Annotated in this window: 22 protein-coding genes and 1 tRNA gene; 6 read left to right on the top strand and 17 right to left on the bottom strand. The window is 58.4% G+C overall.

The features are described from left to right. Positions 1 to 16: 16 nt before the first annotated feature. Positions 17 to 1456, top strand: coding sequence for an amidohydrolase family protein (locus tag J4E00_RS05910; RefSeq protein WP_208174194.1), 1440 nt, complete (start codon positions 17 to 19; stop codon positions 1454 to 1456). Between the two features lie 10 nt (positions 1457 to 1466). Here the strand turns inward: J4E00_RS05910 and J4E00_RS05905 are convergent, their stop codons facing one another. From J4E00_RS05905 to J4E00_RS05895, 3 genes are all read right to left on the bottom strand, one after another. Beyond that, complete coding sequence (locus J4E00_RS05905) at positions 1467 to 4115, bottom strand: DUF5686 and carboxypeptidase regulatory-like domain-containing protein (protein WP_208174193.1); 2649 nt, start codon at positions 4113 to 4115, stop codon at positions 1467 to 1469. Positions 4116 to 4427: 312 nt separating this feature from the next. Further along, positions 4428 to 5414 carry a ferritin-like domain-containing protein gene (locus tag J4E00_RS05900; RefSeq protein WP_208174192.1) on the bottom strand — a complete coding sequence of 329 codons (987 nt, stop codon included), beginning with the start codon at positions 5412 to 5414 and terminating at the stop codon, positions 4428 to 4430. 47 nt (positions 5415 to 5461) lie between these two features. After that, complete coding sequence (locus J4E00_RS05895) at positions 5462 to 6226, bottom strand: ferritin-like domain-containing protein (RefSeq protein WP_208174191.1); 765 nt, start codon at positions 6224 to 6226, stop codon at positions 5462 to 5464. 348 nt (positions 6227 to 6574) lie between these two features. On the opposite strand from J4E00_RS05895, the gene J4E00_RS05890 reads away from it, so the two are divergent. After that, positions 6575 to 7081 carry a regulatory protein RecX gene (locus J4E00_RS05890; RefSeq protein ID WP_208174189.1) on the top strand — a complete coding sequence of 169 codons (507 nt, stop codon included), beginning with the start codon at positions 6575 to 6577 and terminating at the stop codon, positions 7079 to 7081. Between the two features lie 2 nt (positions 7082 to 7083). On the opposite strand, the gene J4E00_RS05885 is transcribed toward J4E00_RS05890, so the two are convergent. The 3 genes from J4E00_RS05885 to J4E00_RS05875 are packed head-to-tail and all read right to left on the bottom strand — an operon-like array spanning position 7084 to position 8173. Beyond that, positions 7084 to 7260: a hypothetical protein gene (locus J4E00_RS05885; protein WP_208174187.1), complete on the bottom strand. Its 177-nt coding sequence runs from the start codon at positions 7258 to 7260 to the stop codon at positions 7084 to 7086. Between the two features lie 45 nt (positions 7261 to 7305). After that, the gene (locus J4E00_RS05880; RefSeq protein WP_208174185.1) at positions 7306 to 7497 is read right to left on the bottom strand and encodes a hypothetical protein; all 192 of its coding nucleotides are present in this window, start codon (positions 7495 to 7497) and stop codon (positions 7306 to 7308) included. Positions 7498 to 7537: 40 nt separating this feature from the next. Beyond that, the gene (locus J4E00_RS05875) at positions 7538 to 8173 is read right to left on the bottom strand and encodes a DUF4230 domain-containing protein (RefSeq protein WP_208174183.1); all 636 of its coding nucleotides are present in this window, start codon (positions 8171 to 8173) and stop codon (positions 7538 to 7540) included. A gap of 116 nt (positions 8174 to 8289) precedes the next feature. Here J4E00_RS05875 and J4E00_RS05870 point away from each other — a divergent pair, with 116 nt between their 5' ends. Further along, on the top strand, positions 8290 to 9465 hold the full coding sequence (locus tag J4E00_RS05870) for a hypothetical protein (RefSeq protein ID WP_208174182.1): 1176 nt from the start codon (positions 8290 to 8292) through the stop codon (positions 9463 to 9465). Here J4E00_RS05870 and J4E00_RS05865 read toward each other — a convergent pair. The 4 genes from J4E00_RS05865 to J4E00_RS05850 all read right to left on the bottom strand — a co-directional run bounded on the left by J4E00_RS05865 (position 9443) and on the right by J4E00_RS05850 (position 13969). Continuing rightward, positions 9443 to 10366 carry a 1-aminocyclopropane-1-carboxylate deaminase/D-cysteine desulfhydrase gene (locus J4E00_RS05865; RefSeq protein ID WP_208174180.1) on the bottom strand — a complete coding sequence of 308 codons (924 nt, stop codon included), beginning with the start codon at positions 10364 to 10366 and terminating at the stop codon, positions 9443 to 9445. The two genes, J4E00_RS05870 and J4E00_RS05865, sit on opposite strands and share 23 nt — an antisense overlap. Before the next feature lie 70 nt (positions 10367 to 10436). Next, a complete protein-coding gene (locus tag J4E00_RS05860; RefSeq protein ID WP_208174178.1) occupies positions 10437 to 12971 on the bottom strand; it encodes a YfhO family protein in 2535 nt (844 codons plus the stop codon). 196 nt (positions 12972 to 13167) lie between these two features. Beyond that, the gene (locus J4E00_RS05855; protein ID WP_208174176.1) at positions 13168 to 13437 is read right to left on the bottom strand and encodes a DUF4834 family protein; all 270 of its coding nucleotides are present in this window, start codon (positions 13435 to 13437) and stop codon (positions 13168 to 13170) included. 94 nt (positions 13438 to 13531) lie between these two features. After that, positions 13532 to 13969, bottom strand: coding sequence for a hypothetical protein (locus J4E00_RS05850; RefSeq protein WP_208174174.1), 438 nt, complete (start codon positions 13967 to 13969; stop codon positions 13532 to 13534). A gap of 135 nt (positions 13970 to 14104) precedes the next feature. On the opposite strand from J4E00_RS05850, the gene J4E00_RS05845 reads away from it, so the two are divergent. Continuing rightward, a tRNA-Thr gene (locus J4E00_RS05845) sits at positions 14105 to 14177 on the top strand. Positions 14178 to 14560: 383 nt separating this feature from the next. On the opposite strand, the gene J4E00_RS05835 is transcribed toward J4E00_RS05845, so the two are convergent. The 3 genes from J4E00_RS05835 to J4E00_RS05825 form a co-directional block, all read right to left on the bottom strand. Further along, the gene (locus J4E00_RS05835; RefSeq protein WP_208174170.1) at positions 14561 to 15439 is read right to left on the bottom strand and encodes an NAD(P)H-binding protein; all 879 of its coding nucleotides are present in this window, start codon (positions 15437 to 15439) and stop codon (positions 14561 to 14563) included. Between the two features lie 93 nt (positions 15440 to 15532). Next, positions 15533 to 16414: a nuclear transport factor 2 family protein gene (locus J4E00_RS05830; protein WP_236049516.1), complete on the bottom strand. Its 882-nt coding sequence runs from the start codon at positions 16412 to 16414 to the stop codon at positions 15533 to 15535. Between the two features lie 123 nt (positions 16415 to 16537). Further along, positions 16538 to 17410: an AraC family transcriptional regulator gene (locus J4E00_RS05825; RefSeq protein WP_208174168.1), complete on the bottom strand. Its 873-nt coding sequence runs from the start codon at positions 17408 to 17410 to the stop codon at positions 16538 to 16540. A gap of 374 nt (positions 17411 to 17784) precedes the next feature. On the opposite strand from J4E00_RS05825, the gene J4E00_RS05820 reads away from it, so the two are divergent. Next, on the top strand, positions 17785 to 18498 hold the full coding sequence (locus tag J4E00_RS05820; RefSeq protein WP_208174166.1) for a GAF domain-containing protein: 714 nt from the start codon (positions 17785 to 17787) through the stop codon (positions 18496 to 18498). Between the two features lie 36 nt (positions 18499 to 18534). On the opposite strand, the gene J4E00_RS05815 is transcribed toward J4E00_RS05820, so the two are convergent. The 3 genes from J4E00_RS05815 to J4E00_RS05805 are packed head-to-tail and all read right to left on the bottom strand — an operon-like array spanning position 18535 to position 20539. After that, on the bottom strand, positions 18535 to 19317 hold the full coding sequence (locus J4E00_RS05815; RefSeq protein ID WP_208174164.1) for a geranylgeranylglyceryl/heptaprenylglyceryl phosphate synthase: 783 nt from the start codon (positions 19315 to 19317) through the stop codon (positions 18535 to 18537). Beyond that, the gene (locus J4E00_RS05810; protein WP_208174162.1) at positions 19289 to 20155 is read right to left on the bottom strand and encodes a hypothetical protein; all 867 of its coding nucleotides are present in this window, start codon (positions 20153 to 20155) and stop codon (positions 19289 to 19291) included. The genes J4E00_RS05815 and J4E00_RS05810 overlap by 29 nt, the downstream gene beginning before the upstream one ends. Before the next feature lie 6 nt (positions 20156 to 20161). Beyond that, a complete protein-coding gene (locus tag J4E00_RS05805; RefSeq protein ID WP_208174161.1) occupies positions 20162 to 20539 on the bottom strand; it encodes a phage holin family protein in 378 nt (125 codons plus the stop codon). Between the two features lie 145 nt (positions 20540 to 20684). Between J4E00_RS05805 and J4E00_RS05800 the strand changes: the two genes are divergently transcribed. Then, a complete protein-coding gene (locus J4E00_RS05800) occupies positions 20685 to 21926 on the top strand; it encodes a DnaJ domain-containing protein (RefSeq protein ID WP_208174159.1) in 1242 nt (413 codons plus the stop codon). Between the two features lie 18 nt (positions 21927 to 21944). Here the strand turns inward: J4E00_RS05800 and J4E00_RS05795 are convergent, their stop codons facing one another. Further along, positions 21945 to 22508 carry a fasciclin domain-containing protein gene (locus tag J4E00_RS05795; RefSeq protein ID WP_208174158.1) on the bottom strand — a complete coding sequence of 188 codons (564 nt, stop codon included), beginning with the start codon at positions 22506 to 22508 and terminating at the stop codon, positions 21945 to 21947. Positions 22509 to 22845 lie beyond the last annotated feature (337 nt).

The following is a 22845-nucleotide window of genomic DNA, read 5'->3' as shown; positions in this document are numbered from 1 at the left end:
GCTTAGCGCCACCCGCATGAAATTATCCCGATTCTTTTTTAGCCTGAGCGTGGCTCTGTTCCTGGTGGGCTGTGCACGCCGGCCCACCAAGCTCCAGATTTACGATGTGGTTATCAACCACGTAACCATCGTGGATGTGCTTACGGGCCAGCTGGTGCCCAACCAAGTGGTGGCCATTGCCAAGGGGAAAATCGTGGAAATTCAGGTAGCCGACAAGGACAGCTACGCCGCCAAGCAATACGTGAATGGCAACGGCCGCTACCTCATTCCAGGCCTTTGGGATATGCACGTTCATTTTCGGGGTGGCGACAGCTTGGCGGCGGCCAATAAAAAAAGCCTGACTCTGTACCTGGTCCACGGCATCACCACAGTGCGTGATGCTGGGGGCGACCTCACAACCAGTGTTTTCCAGTGGCGGCGCGAAATGGACGCCGGCCGGCTGGCGGGGCCACACATCTTCACCTCCGGTCCCAAAATTGACGGGCCGGGCGCCTACTGGCCGGGTTCGCTGGAAGTAGAAACGCCCGCCCAGATTCGTAAAGCCCTCGACTCACTGCAACGCCTGAAGGTGGACTACGTGAAGATTTACGATAGCAAGATTTCGGGTGCGGCCTACCTCGAAACCATCCGGCAGGCCCAACGACGCGGCCTGAAAACGACGGGACACATGCCCTACTCCGTGACATTAGGTGAGGCTGTGAAACGCGGACTGGACGCTACCGAGCACCTCTATTACGTATTCAAGGCTTGTTCCGGCAAAGAAGACAGCATTACGACGGCGGTACGCAATAGCCTGACCAGTAGTAAGCCACTTGGCCTATTTGCCGTGTTGCCGGCCGTGTATGACACCTATAGCCCGACGGCAGCTAGTCAGATTTTCACCCTCATGGCCAAGCGTCACACGGCCGCTGTACCCACGCTTTACATCCAGCGGACCCTGGCCGAGCTCCCCGAAAACGACCACGCCCAGGACTCGCTGCTGACCTATATCGACCCGAAGATTCAGGCCACCTACCAGCGGCGTCAGTCCGGCGCCCGGCAGCAGTCGTTGACCACGCAGGTTTTCAACAGAAAGCTGAGCACCAAATTCATGAGCTTGGTGCCGCAGATGCAGGCGGCTGGCGTTAGCTTGCTGGCGGGCTCCGATAGCGGGCCATTCAACTCTTTCATCTACCCTGGGGCCTCGCTGCACAGTGAGTTGGAAATGCTGGTACTGGCGGGCCTCACCCCACTGCAGGCCCTGCAAACTGCCACCGTGAATGGCGCCCGCTTCATGGGCACCGCTGAGCATACGGCTGCCATCGCACCCGGCAAGGATGCTGACCTGGTGCTGCTTACGGCCAACCCACTGGAGAACATTGGCAACGTGCGCAAGATTGACGCGGTGATTTCGCGGGGCAAAGCCTATCCGGCGGCGGCGCTGGCTAATATGATGCGAGCCGTGCGGAACCGGTAAATTCCGGGGTCTAGAAACCTACCCCTACCCGGAAGCCGGTGCCCAGCCGCTGGCCGCTTTGCAGGGCAGTATAAAAGTCCACCCGCACTACTTTCAGGATGTGCTCGATGCCTGCGCCCAGCTCCACGTAGTGGCCGGCCTGGGGCGTGGTGAGGTAGTTGAAGGAGCCGACTTCCTGCCACTTCAGCTTGCGCAGCAATGGGACCTTATCGAAGAAGAAGCCATTGAAATGGTGGTCGTAATGGGCTTCGAGGTAGGTGTTGTTGGTGCTGAAGCGGTAGTAGTCCAGCAGCTGGAATTCGCTGAAGTTGCCGGAGAGAATGGTCTGGTTGCCAGAAAAATGGCGATAATCGATGAATGTCATGCTTTCCTGCTTGCCTACAAAACCGCCCACATTCACGCGGAAGCTGCTGTTGCCCAGCAGGCCCAACGAGAGGTTGTCTCGCACGCCGGCTTGTAGCAGCATGTAGCGCACATCGGCTCCCAGCAGGTGCGGAATGGCCATGCGCCCCTGCACGTTGAAGGTCGGCCACTTCGAACCGAGGTTGAACTTGCCATCGGGCCGGTTGATGTAGCGCGTGCCCGGCCGGTAGTCGAGCGAGAGGCCCACGGTGGCAATGCGACTGCGGCCGAACCCGGTATCGGACAGTTCGTCGCTCACCGGGTGATTGTTGGTGAAGGCCCGGCCTTTCACATCATGAATGAGCCGGTCGGTGGTGTTGTACAGCTCGTGGCGGTCAAAATAGGCAGCACTGGCGCGCAGGTTCAGGCCATTGATGGGCTCGGTAAGGAAGGAAAACTCAGCCCCATCGCGGCGATAGAGCTTGGCATAATTGCGGTTGTCGAGCAGCGTATATACCGTGTTAATGAGCGGAGTTAGCTGTGAGTTCTTATCAAAATTCTCAATTGTTCGGCCCGCTACCAAACTGATTTGCTTGAGCTTGGCTGGGTGCAGCTGCCAGGTTGCACCCAGGCTGGGATTGAGCTCGTTGCTGCTGAAACCGTAGCGCAGCACAGGCGTGAGGGTAAAAAACCGCCGGTCATCGGTGCGCTGACGGAAGGTAGCCTGGGCATTGAGCACGGCTCCCTCCACGGTATTGTACTGGAAAATCTGCGACACCGGCAGGATGTAGAACGAGCGTTTGCGGAAGCTGTTGAGGTAGGTGTAGCCGCCCAGCAGCAGGCTTATCGGTTCAAACTCGTTGCGCTTGCGGTCCATCGAGTCCTGGTAGGGGCGCGAGCGGCGGATGACTTCGGTGCTGTCTTTTACGTGGTAGTCTTTTTTCTCCTCGGCCGTGAGGGGCACCGGGCGTATGCTGTCCCAATAAGCCGAGTCGCGCTCGTTCACGCCTTTCTCAATCAGCTGTACCTCACCGCGCGGCATCTGGGCGAAGAGGTCGGTTTTGAGCGAGTCGCGCTGGGCTTTCTTCACCTGCTTGCGCACTTGCCGGTTGAGGCCGCTGAGGTTGGGCTTGCGCTTACGGATTTGGGCCGCAGTTTCCTGGCCTACGGGGGCTGGTTCCTTTCCCTCAACTACCACCGGTGGCGCGGCTTTGGCTACGGGCGGCGCGGGGTAGGTAGATACTACGTGGTTATAGTTGGAAAGCACGGCCGTACTGTAAGCCGAACCTTTGAAGCCCAAACCCGAAAGCTCGGCCGTGACCTGCTGCGACTGAATGAGCCACACGTTGGCATTACCGGGGGCAGGCGCGTACTGCTGCTTGAGGTGCAACTCGTCGACGTAGTCAATCTGGGCGTCTTTGTCCAGCGCTAAATCGACGGAGTGAATGCGCCAGGTACCTTCCACGATGTAGACGTAACCCGAAAAAACCGGGTCGGTGCGGCGGCGCGGAATGACCCGGATTTTGTGCACCGTTTCGCCGCCCTGCGGGGTGCTGCCCACCAGTTCGTACTTGTAGAACAGCATGGCATTGGCCGCGATGGGCGACACGTAGCCCCGCTCCGAAATAGGCGGCTTTATCAGGTTCTCGTAAAAGCTCAGGTTGCGCCCAGCACTGGCCCGGTTGAAACTCAGGCCCCGCGAGTCGCCACTCACGCGGCTGCTTATCATGCGCTCCTTCACCACGTTGGGCTGGGTGAAGCTGATGTCGGACAGGCTTTCGGACAGGTACAGAATGCCGGGCTTGAGGTCAGGCCCGACCTTAAACAGGCCCATTATTTTGCCCGGCGTTTCCTTCAGCCGTATCTGCGACTTGATGTAGATGCGCGCCTGATAGGCCGCGGCCTCGCGCCGGTAGTAGGCACGCCACTGCTGCGCCTGCTGAATAATGGCGTAGGCCGGGTCACGGTCGGTGGATTTCACCAGCACTTCGCCTAGGTTGTAGGCTTCGGCTTGAAGAGTGATGTTGACGGTGAGCGTGGAGTCGCCGCCCGGCACGCGCACGGGCTGCACCTGCGGCTTATAGCCCACGTATTGGAACACCAGTTCGTATTGCCCAGCCGGCAGCCGCAGCTGGAACTGGCCCTGGTCGTTGGCGCCGGTGCTGGTGGCCGAGCCGCGCACCGCCACGTTGGCAAACGCCAGCCCCTCGCTGTTAGCCCCGCTCACTTTGCCTTTGATAACACCAGCATGGCTGAACAGCGGCCCGCTAATCAGCAGTAAAGCCAGGAGAATTGAGCGCAGAGTACTGACGAGCATAAGAAAGCAGAAAGGCGGAGAAGGGCCAGGGGCAAGTTACGGCCCGCCTGCTTTGGATGCTAGTTGAAGCAGAAGGGTTGCCTATGCAACAGCTAACTCTTCCTGTTAGCAGACGCAAAAAAGGCAGCCGGGAGGGCTGCCTTTTCCAAAAACAATTACTAGAGCAGTTTCAGCACCAATGTACCGGCCGGTCAGTAGCACGAACTTTCAGTTCGCGTCTTGGAATGACTACTAAACGGTGCAGGGATGCGCACTGAGAGTTCGCGCTACTCGCCACTGAGGCTGAAATCAATCTAAAGCACCCATTACAGGTTAGTTAAACAGTGCGCTCGGCACCCGGGCAAAGTTTTTCGCAATGGCCTTCACCGTTTGCGCATCCAGCGGCTCGTCGAATGCTTCGGCGCCGGCGGTAGCAGATACTCCGGGGGCTACTGTTTGCACGTTCACGCCGGGAGCAGCGCCCTGAATTACGTTGTCTTCGGCCGGATAGCTCGCAGCTGGGGTAGTAATAGCAGGCGGATTACCAGCATTGTACGGACCTACTACGCTAGGCGAGTTAGGAACCCCATTATTGGGAAGCGGTACTGGAGTGCCTACCTCATCGGGCGTAATCCAGCTTTTGGGGGCGGTGGTGCTTTGTATTCCCCCGCGCCGCAATGAGCGGATGCGCGACGAGTGCCGGGCCTCCACGGAGTGAATGTTGAGGCCAGCTTCGAGAACATCTTTGTTGGAGGCCGTCATCAGGATGGGAGCTCCACCTTTGTATGCCCGAACCCCTGTATCAACAAACCCCTGAGACGCAGTATAGAACTGGCCTAAGTCGGTAAAAGTCGCGCCGAGAGCGGGGAACAGTGCCGGGCGGGGTGTGGGCGAGCCACTTTGAGCACCAGTGTAGTCAAAATCGTTGCGCGTCAGGGCCGGACCCGCATCGGTTTCGCCAAGTAGGCCCCGCAAGGACTTGATGTGAAGCTTTTCGTCGTTGAGGATAATTTGGATGGCGGCTCTGGGTTCGCCAGCCAGCAAGTTGCCGGAGTTTAGGGCGGTGTCGTAAAAAAAGAACTCTAGGTATTCAAGCTGTAATGCGAGTCTCAGTACCGCTTTCACTGGGTCGGGAAGTGAGCCAGCGCTTTGGCCATAGGCCTTGTTGAAAATGGAGCCTAGAGCCAACGGCAGGGCCGTCGCCGTCACCTTTTTGCCATAGCTCATGAAGTTACGGAACACTTGGCGGCGCGGGTCCAACCGGTCGTAAACTTCGGGGTCTACTTTGGCGATATCGGAAATAATTTGAAAAAAATCCATGATGCAAACGAAGATTTGAGAGTGAAAGGCTGCAGTAAATTAGCTACTTAAGCGAAGCTTGGGGCACGCAGCTTAGAGCCTTCCGCCAGGTATTTATTGGCGATTTCCAGCACTTGCGGTGGGCGCTTGGAACGCTCCATGCCCGTACCTGAATTTGGGTCGATGTCTACCACATCGGAGAACACGAAGGTGTTGGGGCTCAAGAGCTCCCTAATGGCGGCAGCATGCCGGGCTTCGACCGACACTATTTTGCCCGCCAACGCCAGGTTGTTGGCATCCTGCACGAAGCGGCCCGCGCCGTTGTAGGCCGCCACCCCTAAGTCCTCAAATGCTTTGGCGGCATCAAGCACGCCTATTTTAGCCGCGTTGGGGGCTGTACGCACGTTAAAATCGATGCTGCTAAAATCGGGGACCCGGGCCGGAAGGGCCTTAGCGCCCAGCGCCGCTTTGAAGAACGCAGCATGGATAGCTTCGTGGTCGCGGATATCGGTTAGAATAGCTTTCTCAGCAGCCGTAGCACCTGCAAAAAAGGTCCCTGCGCCTCCGGCTACCACCTGCGCGTAGAACGCCGCCTCCAACTGCTCAAGCGCATAGGCGTAGTTAAGAATCCCGAAATCGTCGGAGCCCACGTCGGTAAAATTGGCGGTTGGGTCAACGATATCGTCGTCGTCATCGGAGCAGCCGGTCAGCAGCAGGCCGCCCACGGCTAGGCTGGCACCCGTGTACCGAAGAAATGAGCGCCGTGCGACTGTAGTAAGCAAGCCGCCGGCCGCCGCGGTGGGAGCCACCGGGGAATTGGATTGGTTGTGCATAAGATTGGAAAAGTTGATGTATGGAAGAACTTCCCCATCTACGCCTCCACCCTCCGGCAGGCATTTGATTCGTGCCCAAAATGAGTAAAAAGACGGACCTGTTTCAGTAAAAACCCGTAGCCAAATCAATGCGCAAAACATTATCCCACAAATAGTTATAGCCCAGCTTAAGGCGCAATAGCTGCATCTGAGCACTACCTAAACCACTGCATTAGCCAGCAGCTACTTAGGCATTTTTTGAATTGAAACGCGCTCAAACGGAATGATGACGCACGAACTTGCGTAGTACCTAATGCCCCTGGCAACGCCCTCGTACCGCACACGCATCCGCTTCATTTCCCTCGCTCCGTGTTTAAAAACCCCGACAAAGCGCCCAAGCAATACACGCCTGGCGAAGCCCTACAGAAAATCGCCGCCTTCTGCGCCTATCAGGAGCGCACCCAAAAAGAGGTAGAGCAAAAGCTAAAATCCTATGGCCTAGACGAGGACGAAGCTGGCGAAATCATCATCCGCCTGAGCCGCGAAAAGCTGTTGGATGAGGAGCGGTTTGCCCAGGCCTTCGTGCGCGGCCACTACCGCCACAAGAAGTGGGGGCGCCGTCGCATCATGCAGGAGCTCAAGCAGAAAGGCATCAGCGAGTACTGCATCAAGTCGGGCATGAAAGAAATCGACGGCGAAGAATACTACCAGAATCTGGTCGACATTGCCGAGAAGAAAGACCGCCAGGAAAAGGAGAAGAACCCGCGCGTCCGTCGCATGAAAATCTCGCAGTACCTAACCGGCAAAGGGTATGAGCAAGACCTGATAAAAATCGCGCTCGATGAGCTGGGCAAGGTGCCGGAGGACGATGAATAACCCTAATTCGGTGCTGAAGCCGAACTCTGAGCTTCGGCCACGTAAAAGTCGTAGGGCTGAAAAGCTTCTTCCGGGCCGGAGTCATCCATTAAGCAAGCCACGGCATAGGAGATGATGTTGAGCCATCCGCTCAGGCGGTCAGCATCGGCAGCAGTAATCAGGTCATTCCGTTGGAGCATGCTCCCGGTTTTCAAAGCCCAGGCACGGCCGAAATGACAAATGCCTCACAAAGCGCTGATGAGCTCCTGGTCGATGACTGCCTCCTGCAGGTTTGGGGCAACCGCACGCAATACCTGCATGATTTCGTGGAAGTTGTGCTCCTGCAATCCATGGTAAGGCCGGAGCATACCCAGAAAGCCGTCCGCAAACTTGGGGTGGTCGGGATTGGGGCAGGCCCCGGCATGGGCCAGTAGCAAGGCGTGAGCTTCGGCAGGAGTTATATGGCTGACGAGGAAGCTACTGTTTCGGTCCCGCCTTCGGCATCAGCAGTTGCTGGCCCACTATCACGCGGCGGCCGGTGAGGGTGCGCAACATGGGCACCAATATCTGCTCAGCGTTGCGCTGGGTTTCGGCCAGAATGCCGGATTGCAGCGCGGCATTGCGCACCTGCTTCTCGGCGTACTTGTAGCCTTGGTCTACAAGGTCAGCATCCTGAAAAAAGCCATTTTCAGTGCTAAAGACGCGGCTCTGGTCGTGGTTTACCTGGAAGGAACACAGCTCAGGCGCCGGAAGGGACAATCGCACAATGGAGTCGCCTTCGAACACAACATCCTGCGGGCGGATTTTGCGGAGGTCGAGGCAGCCAATAGCTTCGCCGCCTACCACGAGGGCTACTTTGGCATCGGGCAGCAGCGGGTAGCGGCTGGCCCGGCGGTATTCCACGATGTCTTTAAACTTGTAGCGTACCAGCTCCAGCTTGCCCAGGGCCTCAACCTGGGTGAGAACGGTGTTATGCGTAACGGTGACTTTGGGCTCTGCATTCAGCGGGTTGAGGCCGGCGAGCGTGGGGCCCACTTTTTTCCAGAGAAACCATCCCAAGCCAACCAGAAACAACAGTGGCAAAAGGCGGCGGATAAGGCGAGCTAGATTCATATGGGTAAAGTACGCAGGCTCGGCCGTAGCGTTGAGACGGCTGCAGCCGTGGGGAATGGCATGCTCCGCTTGGCGTCGTGTTCCACCGGAGGATGCATCCCCTAGCTTTGCAGCCAATGCCTCGTCCTCCCCTTTTTCGTTTGCTGGCCCAACGACTCTGGCCGCACCACCGGGCGCTGCTGGCGGGCCTGTGGGTGCTGGTACAGCTGGTGTACCTACGCAAGTTCCACGGTCCGCACTACGCCAACGACAGCGCCCGCTACCTCGAATATGCCCACGGCATAGCCGAGCAGGGTTATTTCGCCCCCGGCCACAACCTGCGCTACGTGCTCTACCCGCTCTTCCAGAGCCTCTGGCTGCGGCTGGACCTGGGCTGGAACGGCATCGTAGCGGGGCAGATGCTGGTATCGGCTGCCGCTACCAGCGCCATTTATCGGGGCACGCGGCGGCTGGCGGTGGGGCAGCAGGGGGCGGCGGCTTTGGCTACGCTGCTTTTCATCGCCTGGCCCGATATCCAGCAATTCAACGTTTTCCTGCTCACGGAATCCCTGTTTATTAGTTTGGTGGCGCTGTCGTTCGGCGCGTTCACCCGCGCACGCACAGGCGGCTGGCAGAGCTGGGTCCTATTGGTTGTGGTGTTGATATTGACCGCGCTGGCCCGGCCCAACGGCTTTATGGCAGGACTAGCTGCTTCCCTGGCCGGCCTCGATGCCTTGCGTAGCCGCCCCGACCGCCGGCCGTGGCGGGCGGCGCTACTGCTGCTCGTGCTGCTGTCGCCCTTGCTGTGGGTGGCACTCAACCACCAGCTCGCCACGTATTACCTGATGGATACCTACCAGCGCGGCGAGTTGATTTTCCGCTATCAGCTCTGGGCTGTACACCAGACCGCGCCGCTTGCCATGCCGCCACCCGGCACCGGCCCGGTGATGCGGGTGCTGTATTTTGCAGTACACAACCCGCTGTACCTGGGCCGGTTGATGCTAGGCAAGCTATTCGTATTCATTAGCTACCTCAAGCCGCACTACTCGCTGGCGCACCGGGTGCTGGGCGTGCTGGTGCTGTGGCCGGCCTACTGGCTGGCAGTGCTGGGAGCACGCCAGCGCAGTATATGGCGGCCAGCACGGTTGTTTCTGGCAGGTCTCTTTCTGCTGCAAACAGCCATCATCATGCTCACGGTGGATGATTGGGATGTGCGGTTTCTGGCACCGGTGCTGCCGGTGGTTTTCGTGCTCGCTGCGCTGGAGCTGGCGGGCCGTCGCCAAGTCCTGGTTAACCCAACGGCCCAAACCTAGCTTCCCAGCCTGCCCATGCCTGTAAGCCGCCGGTATGAATAGCCACCACGGTACTACCACGCCGAAAATATCCTTTGGCAATCAAATCCAGCACCCCAAAAAGCAGCTTACTGGTGTAGATAGGGTCGAGCAATACGCCCTGTTCCGCTTGGAACTGCCGGATAAACGCCATCAAATCTGCTGAGTGTTTGGCGTAGCCACCGAAGTGATATTCGGTTTGCAGGGAGTAGTTGTTAAAGGTCTGGCCAACGGCTTGCTTCGTCAGCACATCAACTTCCTGTCGCAAAAAATCACCGTTCTTCAGTGCCGCCACGCCCACAGCCTGCTCCTGCTCTGCCAAGCCCAGCAGCAAGCCGGCCAATGTGCCCCCTGTACCCACCGCTACGGCCAGCGCATCAAATGCCACCTTTGCCCTGATTTCGGCCACCAACTCGGCACAGCCGGGCAGGGCCAGCGCGTTGGTCCCGCCTTCCGGCAGCACGTAGGCCGGGCCAAACCGGGTCAGGGCTTCGGCGATGAAATCCGGGTCGTTGCGGCGGCGGTAGGCAGTCCGGTCGAGGTAGTGCAAGACCATGCCATGGGCTGTAGCTTGGGTCAGCGTGGGGTTGAGTGGCGCATCGGCGGTGGGCACATCACCCCGAATTAGACCGATGGTTTTGAAGCTCAACAGGCGGCCCGCTGCAGCTATAGCAGCAATGTGGTTGGAATAGGCCCCGCCGAAGGTGAGCAGTGTATGGTGGCCCTGCTCGCGGGCCAGCTGCAGGTTGTATTTGAGCTTGCGGGCCTTATTGCCGGGCAGGTCGGGACTGGCTAGGTCGTCGCGCCAGAGGAGCAAGCGTACCCCTCGGGCCGCAGTTATTGGCTCGGCTACTTCCTGCAAAAAAGGATGGCTGAAAGGCATGAAAAGAGGCGGCTATTAAAATGATTACCCCGAAGCTGTACTCCGGGGTAATCGTTTACTCTGCGCTCTTTTAGGCCAGCGCTGCCCCTTCCGGCAGCTCATCGGTGCTGGGCTTGCGGCGCACGGCGTATCCAATAGCGCCCAGCAGTACCAGTAGGAGTACGATGCTAGCTGCTAGCGACACGCCATTGCCCACCGCGTAGGATTTCGGCTCAAACTTAAAGTTGATGGTATGCGCACCAGCCGGCACTTGCAGGGCGCGCAACACGTAGTCGACCCGGATATGGGGCGCCGGCTTGCCGTCGATGTAGGCCTGCCAACCATCAGCGTAATAGATTTCGGAGAACACCACCAAGCCTGCCTGAGTAGCATTGCACCGGTATTTCAGCTCGTCGGGGCTATAGTTGGTGAGGGCGATGGTGGAACCAGCAATGTTGTAGGTTGCGGCTTTTTGCTGTGGAAATTTGCTGGCGTCCACTACGGCCACGGTGGCCGGGCTTAAGGTGTTGAGGGCCGTCATTTCCTCGTCGGGGCTCTGCACCGTTTTCACCTCGCTCACAAACCAGGCATTACCCAGCGCGCCGGGGTTGCGCTGCACCGGCTGCTTGGCATCGCCGGTGATGAGGTAGCGCATGTTTAGCATGTTGAGCACCTGCTGGTTATTGGTCGAAATCTGGCGTTCGATAAGGTCCTGATAGCGCCGCAGCTTAGCGCCGTGGTAGCCACCAATGCTCTTGTGGAAGTACGAGGTCTGGGCTTCGTTGAAGGGGTTTTGCAGGTTGAGCACGCGGTAGCTCAGGTCCTTATCCTGCAAAATCATTTGGTCGGCCGGAGTAGGCTGGAATTCTTCCGCAATTGTTTCGCGCTGGAATTTATTGTCGCCGAGGTAGCGCTTGTCCACGCCCCACAGGTCCACCAGCACTAGCACCACCATGATGCCCGCCGCTGGCACCAGTTTCAGCTGCCCTTTGAGGTGGAAATACAGCACGCCCAGCGCCGCCCCGATAAATAGCAACCCGCGCCACACATCATTGCGAAGCAGGTCGGCACGGTCGGCGCGCAGGGCGCCCAGTAGCTGTGGCGTGAAGCCCTGCTTGGTCAGCTCGCCATCAACCGGCGCGGCAAAATCGAAGCTGAAGCTGGCCAGATAAGCCAGTACGCACAGCCCGGCTGCAATGGCCCCAGCATAGAGCACCTTGGGCAGCAAGGCTGCCGCCTCGGCCGAGAGCGGCGCTTTGGTGCCCGGCAGCGTGGGAGCCGCGGCGGGGCGGGGACGTAGAATACGGCTCAGCGCCAGCGCGCCCAAGATGGGCATAGCCAGCTGCGCGATAACCAGCGCCATGCTCACGGCCCGGAACTTGTTGTAGCCTGGCAGCAGGTCGAAAATCAGGTAGTTAAACGTTTCAAAGTTCTTACCCCAGGCCAGCAGGACAGATAGAACAGTGCCCGCCAGCAGCCAGTAGCGCGTGCGCTTCTCCACCACAAACAGGCCCAGAATAAAGAGAAAGCACACCACTGCCCCCATATAAACTGGCCCGGCCGTGTAGCTCTGCTGCCCCCAATAAGTCGGCATCGAGCCCAGGTATTCCTGCGGCAAGCCGGCTTTGGCCAAGTTCGAATCGGTACCGAGTGGCATCGAGCTAGCCCCACCGTAGAAGTTGGGAATCAGCAGGGTAATGGTTTCGCCCACGCCGTAGCTGTACTGGAATGCGTAGTCGCGGTCCACGCCCGAGCCCTCCTCTTCGGCCTTAGGAGCTGGGGCTTGACCAGGTGCAGTCGGCGCCGCCGATTTCAGCTCGCTTGGCCCGCGGTTGCTGTACTTGCTGTATTCGGCCGTGGTGTAGAGGCGGCCGAAGCTTACACCCACTGCCAGCGCCGCGCCCAGTCCCAGCAGCGCCGTGCGCTTCAGGAAATCGGGCAGCCGGCCATTACGGGCTGATGAAACCAACTCGATAATGCCAAAAATGGCAACTAACAGCAGCAGGTAATAAGTAATCTGGAGGTGATTGACGTGAATGTTTAGCGTGAGGCCCACGGCGAACAAGGCCGCACCCAGCCACTTATCGCGTCGGTAGGTCACGAGCAAGCCGCCGAGCACCAGTGGTGCGTAAGCCAGGGCTAGGCTCTTGGTGTTGTGGCCAGCAGCCAGAATGGCTAGGTTGTAACTCGAAAAGCCCAAGGCCACGGCACCCGCCACGGCAATCAACGGCCGAATGCCCAACGCTACCAGCAATATGTAGCCGCAGAGTAGCGCCAGAAACAGGTTGGCTACTACCGCCGGCAGGCCCAGCGCAATGGCCTTCTGCAGGTACACCGACCAGTCGCCCGGAAAGTGCAGGCTGATGAGGTAAGTGGGCATACCCGAAAACATAGAGTTGGTCCACAGTGCTTCTTTGCCCATCACCTTGGCGTACTCCTGGGCCTCGTGCGCACCACCCTGGAACTGGGTGATGTCGTGCTGAGCCAGCGTCTTGCCATCGAACATGATGGGCGAGAAATACACGCAGGCCAGTAGCACGAAAAACAACACCGCCAGCACATGCGGCACGGCCCGCTGCCACCACGGCGCGGACGAAACAGTAGGAGCAGAAGCAACAGCAGCCATCAGGGCAATTTGGGGAAAATGAAAACGTGCCCGAAGGTACAGTAGAACGGGATGAAGCTGCTACCTGCCGAAGAGAAGAACGGTCCTGCCGAGCGCAGCCGAAGCACCTCTACCACAAGAGTAAATCAGATTACTTGCTTGGTAGATATGCCTTGGCTGCGCCTGGCAGGACCGTCCTTTGTTTCGCCTACTCCAACTACTTTACCTCTTCAAAATCAACGTACTCCCCTCCCGTAAACCCGTGCTGCTTGCTGGGCTGGGCTGCCTTAGGTGGTACGAAATCGACTCGTACCTCGCCGGGCCGGGAGGTGGCCGAGCCATTATTGGCTTGCCCCTGCGGGGGTACCGCAAAGCCGCCATTGCGCATCTGCTTGCGCACGAAGCTGCTCAGCGCCAGTCGCACTATAATGGGCAACAGGTAGCGAGCCGCGAAAAAAAGCAGGATGGAAATGAGCCAGAATTTCATAGAACCGGAAATGGAAACGCCGCCGCAAAGTACGGTCAACGCTTGCTGACGGCCGAACGGCGCTTTTGCTTTAGGCCAAACGATGCACCTGCAACTATCGTTTCCGCAGGGCGCGTGCCACGGCACCAGCTATCAATCCGCCGGCTGTGTACCAGGCCACCGTCATCAACTTGGTTTGGGGTGTGCGGTTGCTGGGTGCTTCGCCCAGCCCCAGCGGGCCGGGTAACACCACGCCCCCAACGCCGGCCGCCAGCCCCAGCAGCAAGCCCCGGCGCACGGCATGTCGGCCGCTGCCCACCAGGCTGTAGTAGAGGCTGTTGCTAACGACATCGCCGGCCATGGTCATGCCGAAAAGTGTATCTTCGTCGGGCTGCGGGGCACTGGCTTTGTGAAGCAGCTTGCGCAGGCCACGCATACCTAGCACGTCCATGCGCGGTGCGTCTTCGGGCCGCAGGCGGCGGGCAGTTTCGTGGATGGCCGTAAGAACCAGGGCACCGGCCAGGCCAGCGGAGAGAGAGGGAAGGAGTTTCATTGGAAAGGAAGGTTAGTTTTCAGTCAAACGAACCTTCGCGAGTGGAGTTACTAAATTTTCCCACCAAGTGGTTGCGCTGCTTCCGGCCCAATGCTTATCTTTGCAACCCCTTCCAAAAACGTTGGCCGGGCACAAGCCGATTTAGCTCAGTTGGTAGAGCAGCTCATTCGTAATGAGCAGGTCGTTGGTTCGAGTCCAATAATCGGCTCAGATAAAACCGCAAAAGCCCTTCACGTATGAAGGGCTTTTGCGGTTTTATGCATTTGGGGTATGCACCTCTCCCCATGCAAATCATTGGGTCCTCAATCTACCTGACAGCAGTAGCCTCAGCCCTTGCGAAATACTTTGCCAGCATAATAAGGTAGCTCGGTTAAGGAAGTAACCTTATTATGCTGGCACGGCAATTTATTGGGGCAAGTGCAGGCAGCGCTAATTAATGCTGCCATTGCGACGATGAGTACCCTGCTCGTAGGCTAATAACACTGTACCAGCGGTTTTGTAAGGTACGGGCATCGGGAGGGATTCGATTGTGGAGAGCCGTTGCGGTTTGGCGCTATTTGACGGGTTAGGCAAAGAGCCACAGCTATAATATTAGCCCGCCTTGGAGCGCCGCAATACGTCGAGCAAGTGAGGCTTGGCGGCGAAATACGTTTCCAGCGTCTGGGGAAACTGCTGCGTCACGGCTAGTACGATGTTGCTGACTGTACTCAACTCCCCGGCCGCAATAGCCTCGTAGGAACCTACCCACGTATCGACCTCCCAGGCTGGCGCGCCCAACTGGCTGCGCCATGCACGGCCGGCAGCACTGGTTTCGGCCTCGTAGCGCAACGGGCACCCAGTAAGTACAGCTAATCGTTGCGCCGCCTCAGCCAGCGTCAGAGCCTCCGGACCGGTGACATCGAGCCGGCCACTGCCCGATGGCGGCGAGGCCAGCAGGGTTGCCGCTACCCGGGCCGCATCGTCGCGGGCAACGAATGCCGTAGTCCCTTCGGCGGCCGGGCCGCGCACGATGCCTTGCGCATCGAACATCTCGGGCAGCAGGTCAAGGTACAGGTTGTCGCGCACGGCGGTGTAAGGCACTCCCGTGGCTTGTAGGTACTGCTCGCTCTGGTAGTGGTCCCGAGACATGGGAAAGCGGGAATCCGGCGAAGCCCCCTGAAACGAGAGGTACACCACGTGCCCCACCCCGGCGCGGGCGGCGGCCTCAAAAGCGTTGCGGTGGAGCTTGGCCCGCTCGCCAGGCTCGGCGTAGCCCGAAACAACAAAGGCCGTTTGCACGCCGGCAAAGGCAGCGTCCAGCGAAGCGGGGTTGGCATAGTCGCCATGCACGGCCGTAGCGGTGGCCAGCGGGGCAATGCGCTCGGGCTGGCGGCCCATCAGGCGCAGAGAATGCCCCTGTTGGGCTAGCAAGGCTGCTACTTGCCGGCCAACGTGGCCGGCAGCCCCGGTAATAAGAATGGTCGGACTCATACGTGAATACGGGATGAGAAGTGAAGCAACAGAACACAAACAGCGTTAGCCAGGAATCAACCAGCACTGTTGCCTGGCTTATAAGGATATAGCTTAGAACTTACCGTTCTGATTTTTCCACTCTGATTTGGCGGGTACGGCTTCGATGGTATCCCAGTGCTCGGCAATCTTGCCATTCTCCACGCGAAACAGGTCGTAGAATACGGTGGGTTTGCCACCAAATGTGCCTTCGCTGGCCGTCAGCACGAAGTTGCCGCAGCCCAGCACCAGGTGAATCTTATCGTACTTCATGGTGATGCCCCGTTTGGCCATGGCATCCAGCGCTGCACCCAGGCTCGAGAGGCCGTCGCCAATCTGGGGATTGTGCTGGATGTAGTGGTCGCCTTTGTAGTAGCCCTGCAGCTTCTCCATGCGGCCGTTGACGAGGATGTCATCGACGAACTGGTGCACTAGGTTCTTGTTTTCATTCGTTTTATCCAGGTCCTTGATTTCGGCGGGGCCGTCAATCATGGAGTGGCCACTGGGATTGGGCTGGGTGGGCGTCTGCTGCAGGTTGTCCCAGTGCTCCACAATCTGGCCGTCCTCAAAGCGAAAGATGTCAAAGCCGATTTTGGGACCAAAGAAGTTATAGTCGGTGTGGGCCACCACGTAGTCACCGTCCTGAAAGGCACGCACGGTGTTCACCTTGGCCGAGCCTTTGGGCAGGGCTTGGAGCAGCGCGCCGAAGCCGGTCAGCCCGTCGGCAGCACCGAGGTTGTGCTGGGTATAGTGGGTGGGGTTGATGTAGGCCACGGGAGCCGCGTCGCCGGTTTCAATGCTCTTGAGCAGGGCCACGACTTTCTCGGTGTTATTCATTTTGTTGGAATTGGGTTTCGTCGTTTGGGGTGTTTTTGACTTGGCTTTACCGTTGGCTTGGGCCTGGGCAGTTGTGGCCGTGACGGCTGCGGCCAAGGCAAGCAATGCAATGCGTTTCATGTCCTCTGGGGTTAATTGACAGGGCAAAGCTCCCCCACCCCGCTCCCTGCGAAAAGGTAGTTTCCCGCTCTTTTAGGGTAATTCCCAGCCGCTTCCCCAAGGCCACAAAGGGCTACACCGCGCTTAGGCGGGGTTCATTTCCCGAAACTCGATGGGAGTGAGCCCAGCCTGCCGTCGAAAGTATTTGATAAAGTTCGTAGGCTCATCAAAACCCAGCTCAAAGCCTATTTCCTTGATAGAAGCCCGCGTGTGCACCAGCAGGCGCTTGGCTTCCAGAGTCACCCGGTCGTCAATCAGCTCCTTGGGCGACTTGCCCAGCGTCTTAGCGGTGGCCTGCGCCAGGCGCTTTTCCGTCACGTTTAGTTGGGCAGCATAAGTCCTGACCAGGCGTAGCTGCCGGAACTGCGCCTCCAGCAAGTCACGGTACAGCTCGGTGTAGTCCAGGTCGGGCCCTTTGGCCAGTGGCCGAAACCCTTGCTGGAGGCGGGCGCGCTCAGCCAGCAGCAACAGGTTGTGAAGCAAATTTTGCAGCACCACTTGCTGATATGGGTCGCCCGGCTGCGCCAGTTCGGCTTCCAGCTGCCCAAACAAGACGCCAAACGTAGAAGCTACTCCTTCAGCCTGCACCAACGGAATGTCGAGCAGGTCGTGGTACAGGATGGTAGTGCGCAAAAATTGCCGGTCGGCCTCGCTGCGGGTGAAGAAGGCATCGGTAAAAAGCAAAACCTGGCCTTCGTAATTGGCCGTAGCATCGAAGGTATGCACCCGCTGCGGGCTGACAAAGAGCATACTACCTGGCCCGAGAGCCACGGATTGGAAATCTACAGTGTGGGTAGCGTGCCCCCGCTGCACCCAGATAATGTGATAGAACGCTGCCCGCGAAGGCTCAATCAGCAGCGGACGGAAGGTGCGCATGGCCTGCCCGATGGTAGTCAGCTCCAATTCCTGCGGCAGGTCAGGGCGAAAAGCGTAGGTGGTGATGGCGGGAGCGTGCACGGAACGGGAGCGCGGATGGTGCGCGAAGCTACAGCGAGTCTACGCCTGCTTACCCTTAACCAGATTGACCCTTTATCCAGGGAGCGGGTAAACCATGGCCTCCCGAAGCGAGGCTTTGGCTTTTATAGGACCTTGTCGGGGAAGGTTTCCTGGTTTCGTTCAGCCGAAACACCGCTTCGGAATACTTGTTCGGCTGATGCAAACAGTCCCTTACCAGAGGCAGCGCATGAGACAACAAACTATATTTTCTATCCTTCGACCATCATTATTGAAATGAGTTGATGTACTGGCCCCGGATGGCAGTAACTTGGCGGCGGTGCAGTGGCTGTGACAGCCCCCACCTGTGCCCCTCTTGCTATCTATGATTTACGACCTTGGCTACTACCCCACTCTCTAACCTGCCCACCGACGAAAGCGACCGGCTTCGCAGCGTGCGTGCCTATGATATACTGCCAGCCCTCACCGAGCCCGTGTTTGAGGAGTTTGTGGCTTTAACGGCCCGCATTTTCAGTCTGCCCATCTCGCTCATCTCGGTGGTTGAGGAAGATGAGGTGTACTACCCTGCCAACCTGGGCATGCCTGGCAACGACCAGCAGCCCCGCGTCGAAGCCCTGTGCTCTACAGCCATTAGCCTGGCACGGGCCGTGGTTTACCACGACCTGGCCCTCGAACAATATTCGGATATCCCCTCCGAAGCGCTGCACGCTGCTGAGAATAATCAGCTGCGCTTCTATGCTGGTGCCCTGCTGCGCCTGCCCGACCAGCGTCCGCTCGGCACACTCTGCATTATTGACCGAGCTCCCCGCACCTTCACATCGGATGAGCAGCATATCCTCGACCTGCTTGCTGCCCTGGTCAGCCGCACCATTGCGGTACGCCACCTCTGCCGCATGCAGCCAGAAACCGGCGACGTCCAGTGGAAACGGCTCAGTGCCGAGCTACAGGAAGAAGTACAGGCATTCAATGCGCTGGTCCGGTACCTATTTGCACGCCATGGTACGCAGGTGCCCATTCCCGGCGCCTTTCTCACGCAGGTCGAAAGCCGCATCCGCGACTTACAGAGCCTCTTGGATGCTTATCGGCCCTAGGCGGCTCTTTTCCAGTAGTTACTCAGAATAATACAGTTAAAACACCCGTTGTGCAGCTGTAACCTGGTTGAACGAGGCCACTACGCCCACAACTTCCGCCAGAAATTCCGGTCGGGCCTCAATGTGATTGCCGACTACTACGACATCGGCTCCGGCAGCTAGTGCGGCGTACACCTTCTCGCCCGAGTTCAACCCGCCGCCCACAATAATGGGCGTGCTTACAGCTTCACGCACGGCTTTAATCATGGCACCGGAAACAGGGTTTTTGGCACCACTGCCCCCATCAAGGTACATCAGTTTTAGGCCTAGCTGCTCGCCAGCCAGTGCAGTGCAAGCCGCAATACCGGGCTTGTCGTGCGGCAGTGGCAGCGTTCCACTCATGTAGGAAGCTGTGGTGGGCCGGCCCGAATCGACCAGCATGTAACCGGTGGGCAGGAGTTGCAGGCCGCTTGCCTTGAGGCGCGGTGCAGCTACCACATGCTGGCCAATAAGAAAATCAGGGTTGCGGCCGGAAATGAGCGAGAGCAACAGCACGCCGTCGGCAGGGCCGTCGAGGTGCAGGCTGTGGCTGGGGAACAGCAGCACCGGCACCGTGGAATGGGCTTTTACCAATGCAATAAGGGCAGCCTGATGCTCGGTAAGCACCAGGCTGCCCCCCACAAAAAAGTAGTCTACCGGGTGCGCCTCGCTCAAGCGGAGCAAGTGCAATAGACTGGTTTCATTCAGGTTATCGGGGTCGAGCAAGACCGCCAGTGCCTTACGGCCGTGCTGCTGACGGGTGCACAGCGCATCATACAGACTGGGAGGGGTTGGACGCATCCGAGGAGACAGAAGGGGCAGGCGAGGCGACGGAAACAGTACCGGCTTCAGCAGGTGCGTAGCCGGGGGAAGTCGCAAGGTCGGCATTTTTGTCGGCCGGGAAAAACTCTCCTATTTTTTTCGTCACCAAAGCCATGGCCACGGCAGCAGCTTGCGCCACCAGAACCTTGCCCGTATCGGTCTGCAAAAAGGCCTTCAGTACCGAGCCCACCATTTGCGAGCGGGAGTTGGCAGCGCTGTTTTTTGGCGCGGATACTTCGTCATCAAATGTGTGCGTATCGGGCAAACGGCGGCTGTCGTCGTAGGGCAGGTCCTGGAAAGGGTCATCCTCAAACTCTTCGGTATCGAAGCTTGACGCATCAGCGCCAGCCGCAAATTCCGTAGCATTCGCACCCGCTGCTTTGGAACCAAAGCCCAGGTCGTCGGCTTCGTGCGCGTTTTCGTGGTGGCTGGTAAAGGCCTGCGCCGAATCAGCGGCTGATTTGTGGGCTAAGCCGTCGTCGTGGCTGTGGGCCCCGAATTTCGCGCTGGAGTAGTAGTTAGAACCAAACTCATAGTCATGGTCGGCCTCTTCGTAGTGGTTATCGGCAGCGTAATTGTCGCTGTAGTCGTCTCGTTCAGCACGTTTGCGGCTCTTGCGCTTCTTTCCCCCAATCAGCTTGCTGATGAGCCACAAGCTGCCAGCAAGGCCAGCACCAACCAGTGCCACTTTGCCCACCATCACCGATTGGTCTTTGATGTGGTCTACGTCGCCGCGCAACGCCCGCTCGTATTCCAGCTTCTTGCGCTCCAGAAACTCTTTTTCTTCCTCGAACAACGGATTTTGCAACTCACTCATGGCAGGCTAGGCTTGGCGTTTGTCAGATTTATAAATGGTGTCCTTGAGCACCTTGTTGGCAATGCCTTGAAAGGCGGCTTTGTCTACCCCCACCAGTACCAGTACCAGCAGCACAAGGTAGAATCCTGCCACTACGCCAAAGCCCCAGTATGTGCTGTTGAGGGCTGAATTGAGGGCCAGTCCGGCAAAGATGCTCACGAAAATAACAAATAGTAGGCCCAGCATAGCTAAGGCGGCACCGTGAATGGTGCCCACCAATATCGTGGAAACTTTCTGCTGGATTTCAAGCTTGACTATATCGATGCGAGTGTCGAGGTAACCGGTCAGGTTGCCAATCAGGCTGTCGTTGCGCGGGGTTTTGGAAGTATCGTCGTCGGTGAACATACGGCGCGAAAAAGGGTGGCGAAAAGAAAAAAAGCTCAACAGAAACGCTGCTTTCGCGGAAACTTAGTAGCAGACTGCGCTGGTTCTACGGAAAATCCCGGCCCGCGGCTGAATTTTGCAGCGCCCTTTGTGTTTCCCACCCAGCGTGAGTCAGAATCATTACCAAGTACTTGGAGTAGCCCCCGATGCCCCGGCCGCCGAAATCAAGCGTGCCTACCGGCAATTGGTGGTACGCTACCACCCAGATAAGCACGGCGGGGATGTTCGCTACGAAGACCAGTTCAAATCCGTAGCGGTAGCTTATGGCGTCCTCAGCGACCCAGGCAAACGCGCAACCTATGATTTCCAGCTGGCCCAGGCCGCCCGGCGCGCTCAGGAAGCACAGCGCCGCCAGCAGCACCGCCCGGCTACCCAGCATGTGTACGGTGTGCCTATGCCGCCCCCCGCCCCATTGCGCACCCGCCCCCCGGCCGGCGCCCGCGAGCGGCACTACCAACGAATACCCAAGCAGCGCGCCCGTTTCAACGCCCGCGACTGGCTGCTGACCGGCGCGCTCTTGCTGGGCATCGTGCTGTTTTCGTTGGCCGTAAAAGTGACCATGGACCGCATAACGGCCAATAGCAACTACCGCGACGGCCTGCGAGCCTACACTCACGGCCAGTGGGCTACGGCTTATACTTTCCTGGATGAGTCGCTGCATTTCCGGCCCGACCACGCACCAACCCTCGCCCGCCTTGGTGAGCTTGATTTGCTCATTAACCACGACCCGCGCAGTGCCCGGGCCAGCTTCCAGGCGGCGCTGCTACATCCACAGTCGCCCCACAGCCAGGCCAGCCTTTTTTATTTTTTGGGTCGTTGCGAAGCTATGCTAGGGAATCCTAGCGCGGCTGAGCTTCATTTTACGCGCGCCCTTGTGCTCGACAGCATGCGCAGTTCAGCCTATCTGGCCCGGGGCGAAACCCGCTTGCTTGACCTGGGCCAAACGGACCGGGCAGTCAATGACTTTAGCACCGGGCTGGAGCAGCGCAAGCGGGCGGGTAGCCCCACGCCTTGGCATTACATGCAGCTCCGCGGTGTGGCCTATACTTCGCTTAACCGGTACGCCGAGGCCCGCGACGACTATTTCCGCGTCATCCGGGCCAATCCCACCGATGGGCGCACGCATTTCCTCCTTGGCCGGCTGGCGACGCGCACCGGCGACTCGGCTGCCGCCTGCGAGTTTTATAGCCGTGCCGTTCGGCTGGGCTACGAGTACGCCCGCACCGCGCAACGAAGCTGCGGCGCCGAACCACCCGCGAAGCCACGCACAGCACCTCCGGCATCGGACCGCCCGAAAAGCAAGCAACCGCCGCTGGCACAGGGCCAACGACGGTTGCCGAAGTTGTAATCAGTAGCTCAGAAAGCCTTATTGGGGCATCAGCACCGTGTTGACAACGTGAATAACACCATTGCTCTGGATAACGTCGGCGATGGTTACGGTCGAAACACCGCCTTTTTCGTCCTTCAGCTCCAGGGCTTTGCCTTTCATCATGGCCGTTAGGGTGCCGCCGCTCACGGTTTTAAGGGTGGCCTTGCCACCGCCAGCCTTGATGGCTTTCATGAGGTCAGCTGAGGTCATGCGGCCTGCTACTACGTGGTAGGTCAGGATTTTGGTGAGCGTTGCCTTGTTCTCGGGCTTCACCAGGGTTTCTACCGTGCCAGCAGGCAGCTTGTTGAAGGCTTCGTTGGTAGGAGCAAATACGGTGAAAGGACCCGCGCTTTGCAGGGTTTCTACCAGTCCGGCGGCTTTCACAGCGGCCACCAGAGTGGTGTGGTCTTTCGAGTTAACAGCATTTTCCACGATGTTTTTCGTGGGGTACATGGGGGCACCACCGACCATCACCGTCTTAGTGGCCTGGGCCGAAACAGTAGTGGTAGCGGCAACACTGAAAAGGGCAACGAAGGCGAGCGAAAACAAAGACTTTTTCATCGGTATAGCTAAATGATTTGGTGTTTGAGATGATGACCCACCTACGCCACCACTTCCGCAAGCGGATTGCCTCGTCGGTAAATTTTTCTGTAGCCTGCTTGTCTGGCCGGCTACCCGCTGCCTGCGGCTAAACCCCACTGTCCAGCGGTCTATTCAGTGAGAAAAGTCGACTTGGCCATCAAACCAGCTTCACCATAATAATCTGTGTGTCAGACGGGCAAATCACCCGTATCATACCCCATCAACTTCCTGCCTAGTGCTCAGCCGGCGGGTAAGAAAGATGGTAGCCTGACGCTATCAACTCAGTAAAACGGTGGCTTTCTTCTATCACATTTTT

Source organism: Hymenobacter negativus, from assembly GCF_017571495.1.
GTDB classification, from domain to species: Bacteria; Bacteroidota; Bacteroidia; order Cytophagales; family Hymenobacteraceae; genus Hymenobacter; species Hymenobacter negativus.
Note: the sequence above shows the minus strand (reverse complement) of the source record. Positions and strands in the feature narration are given on the sequence as shown.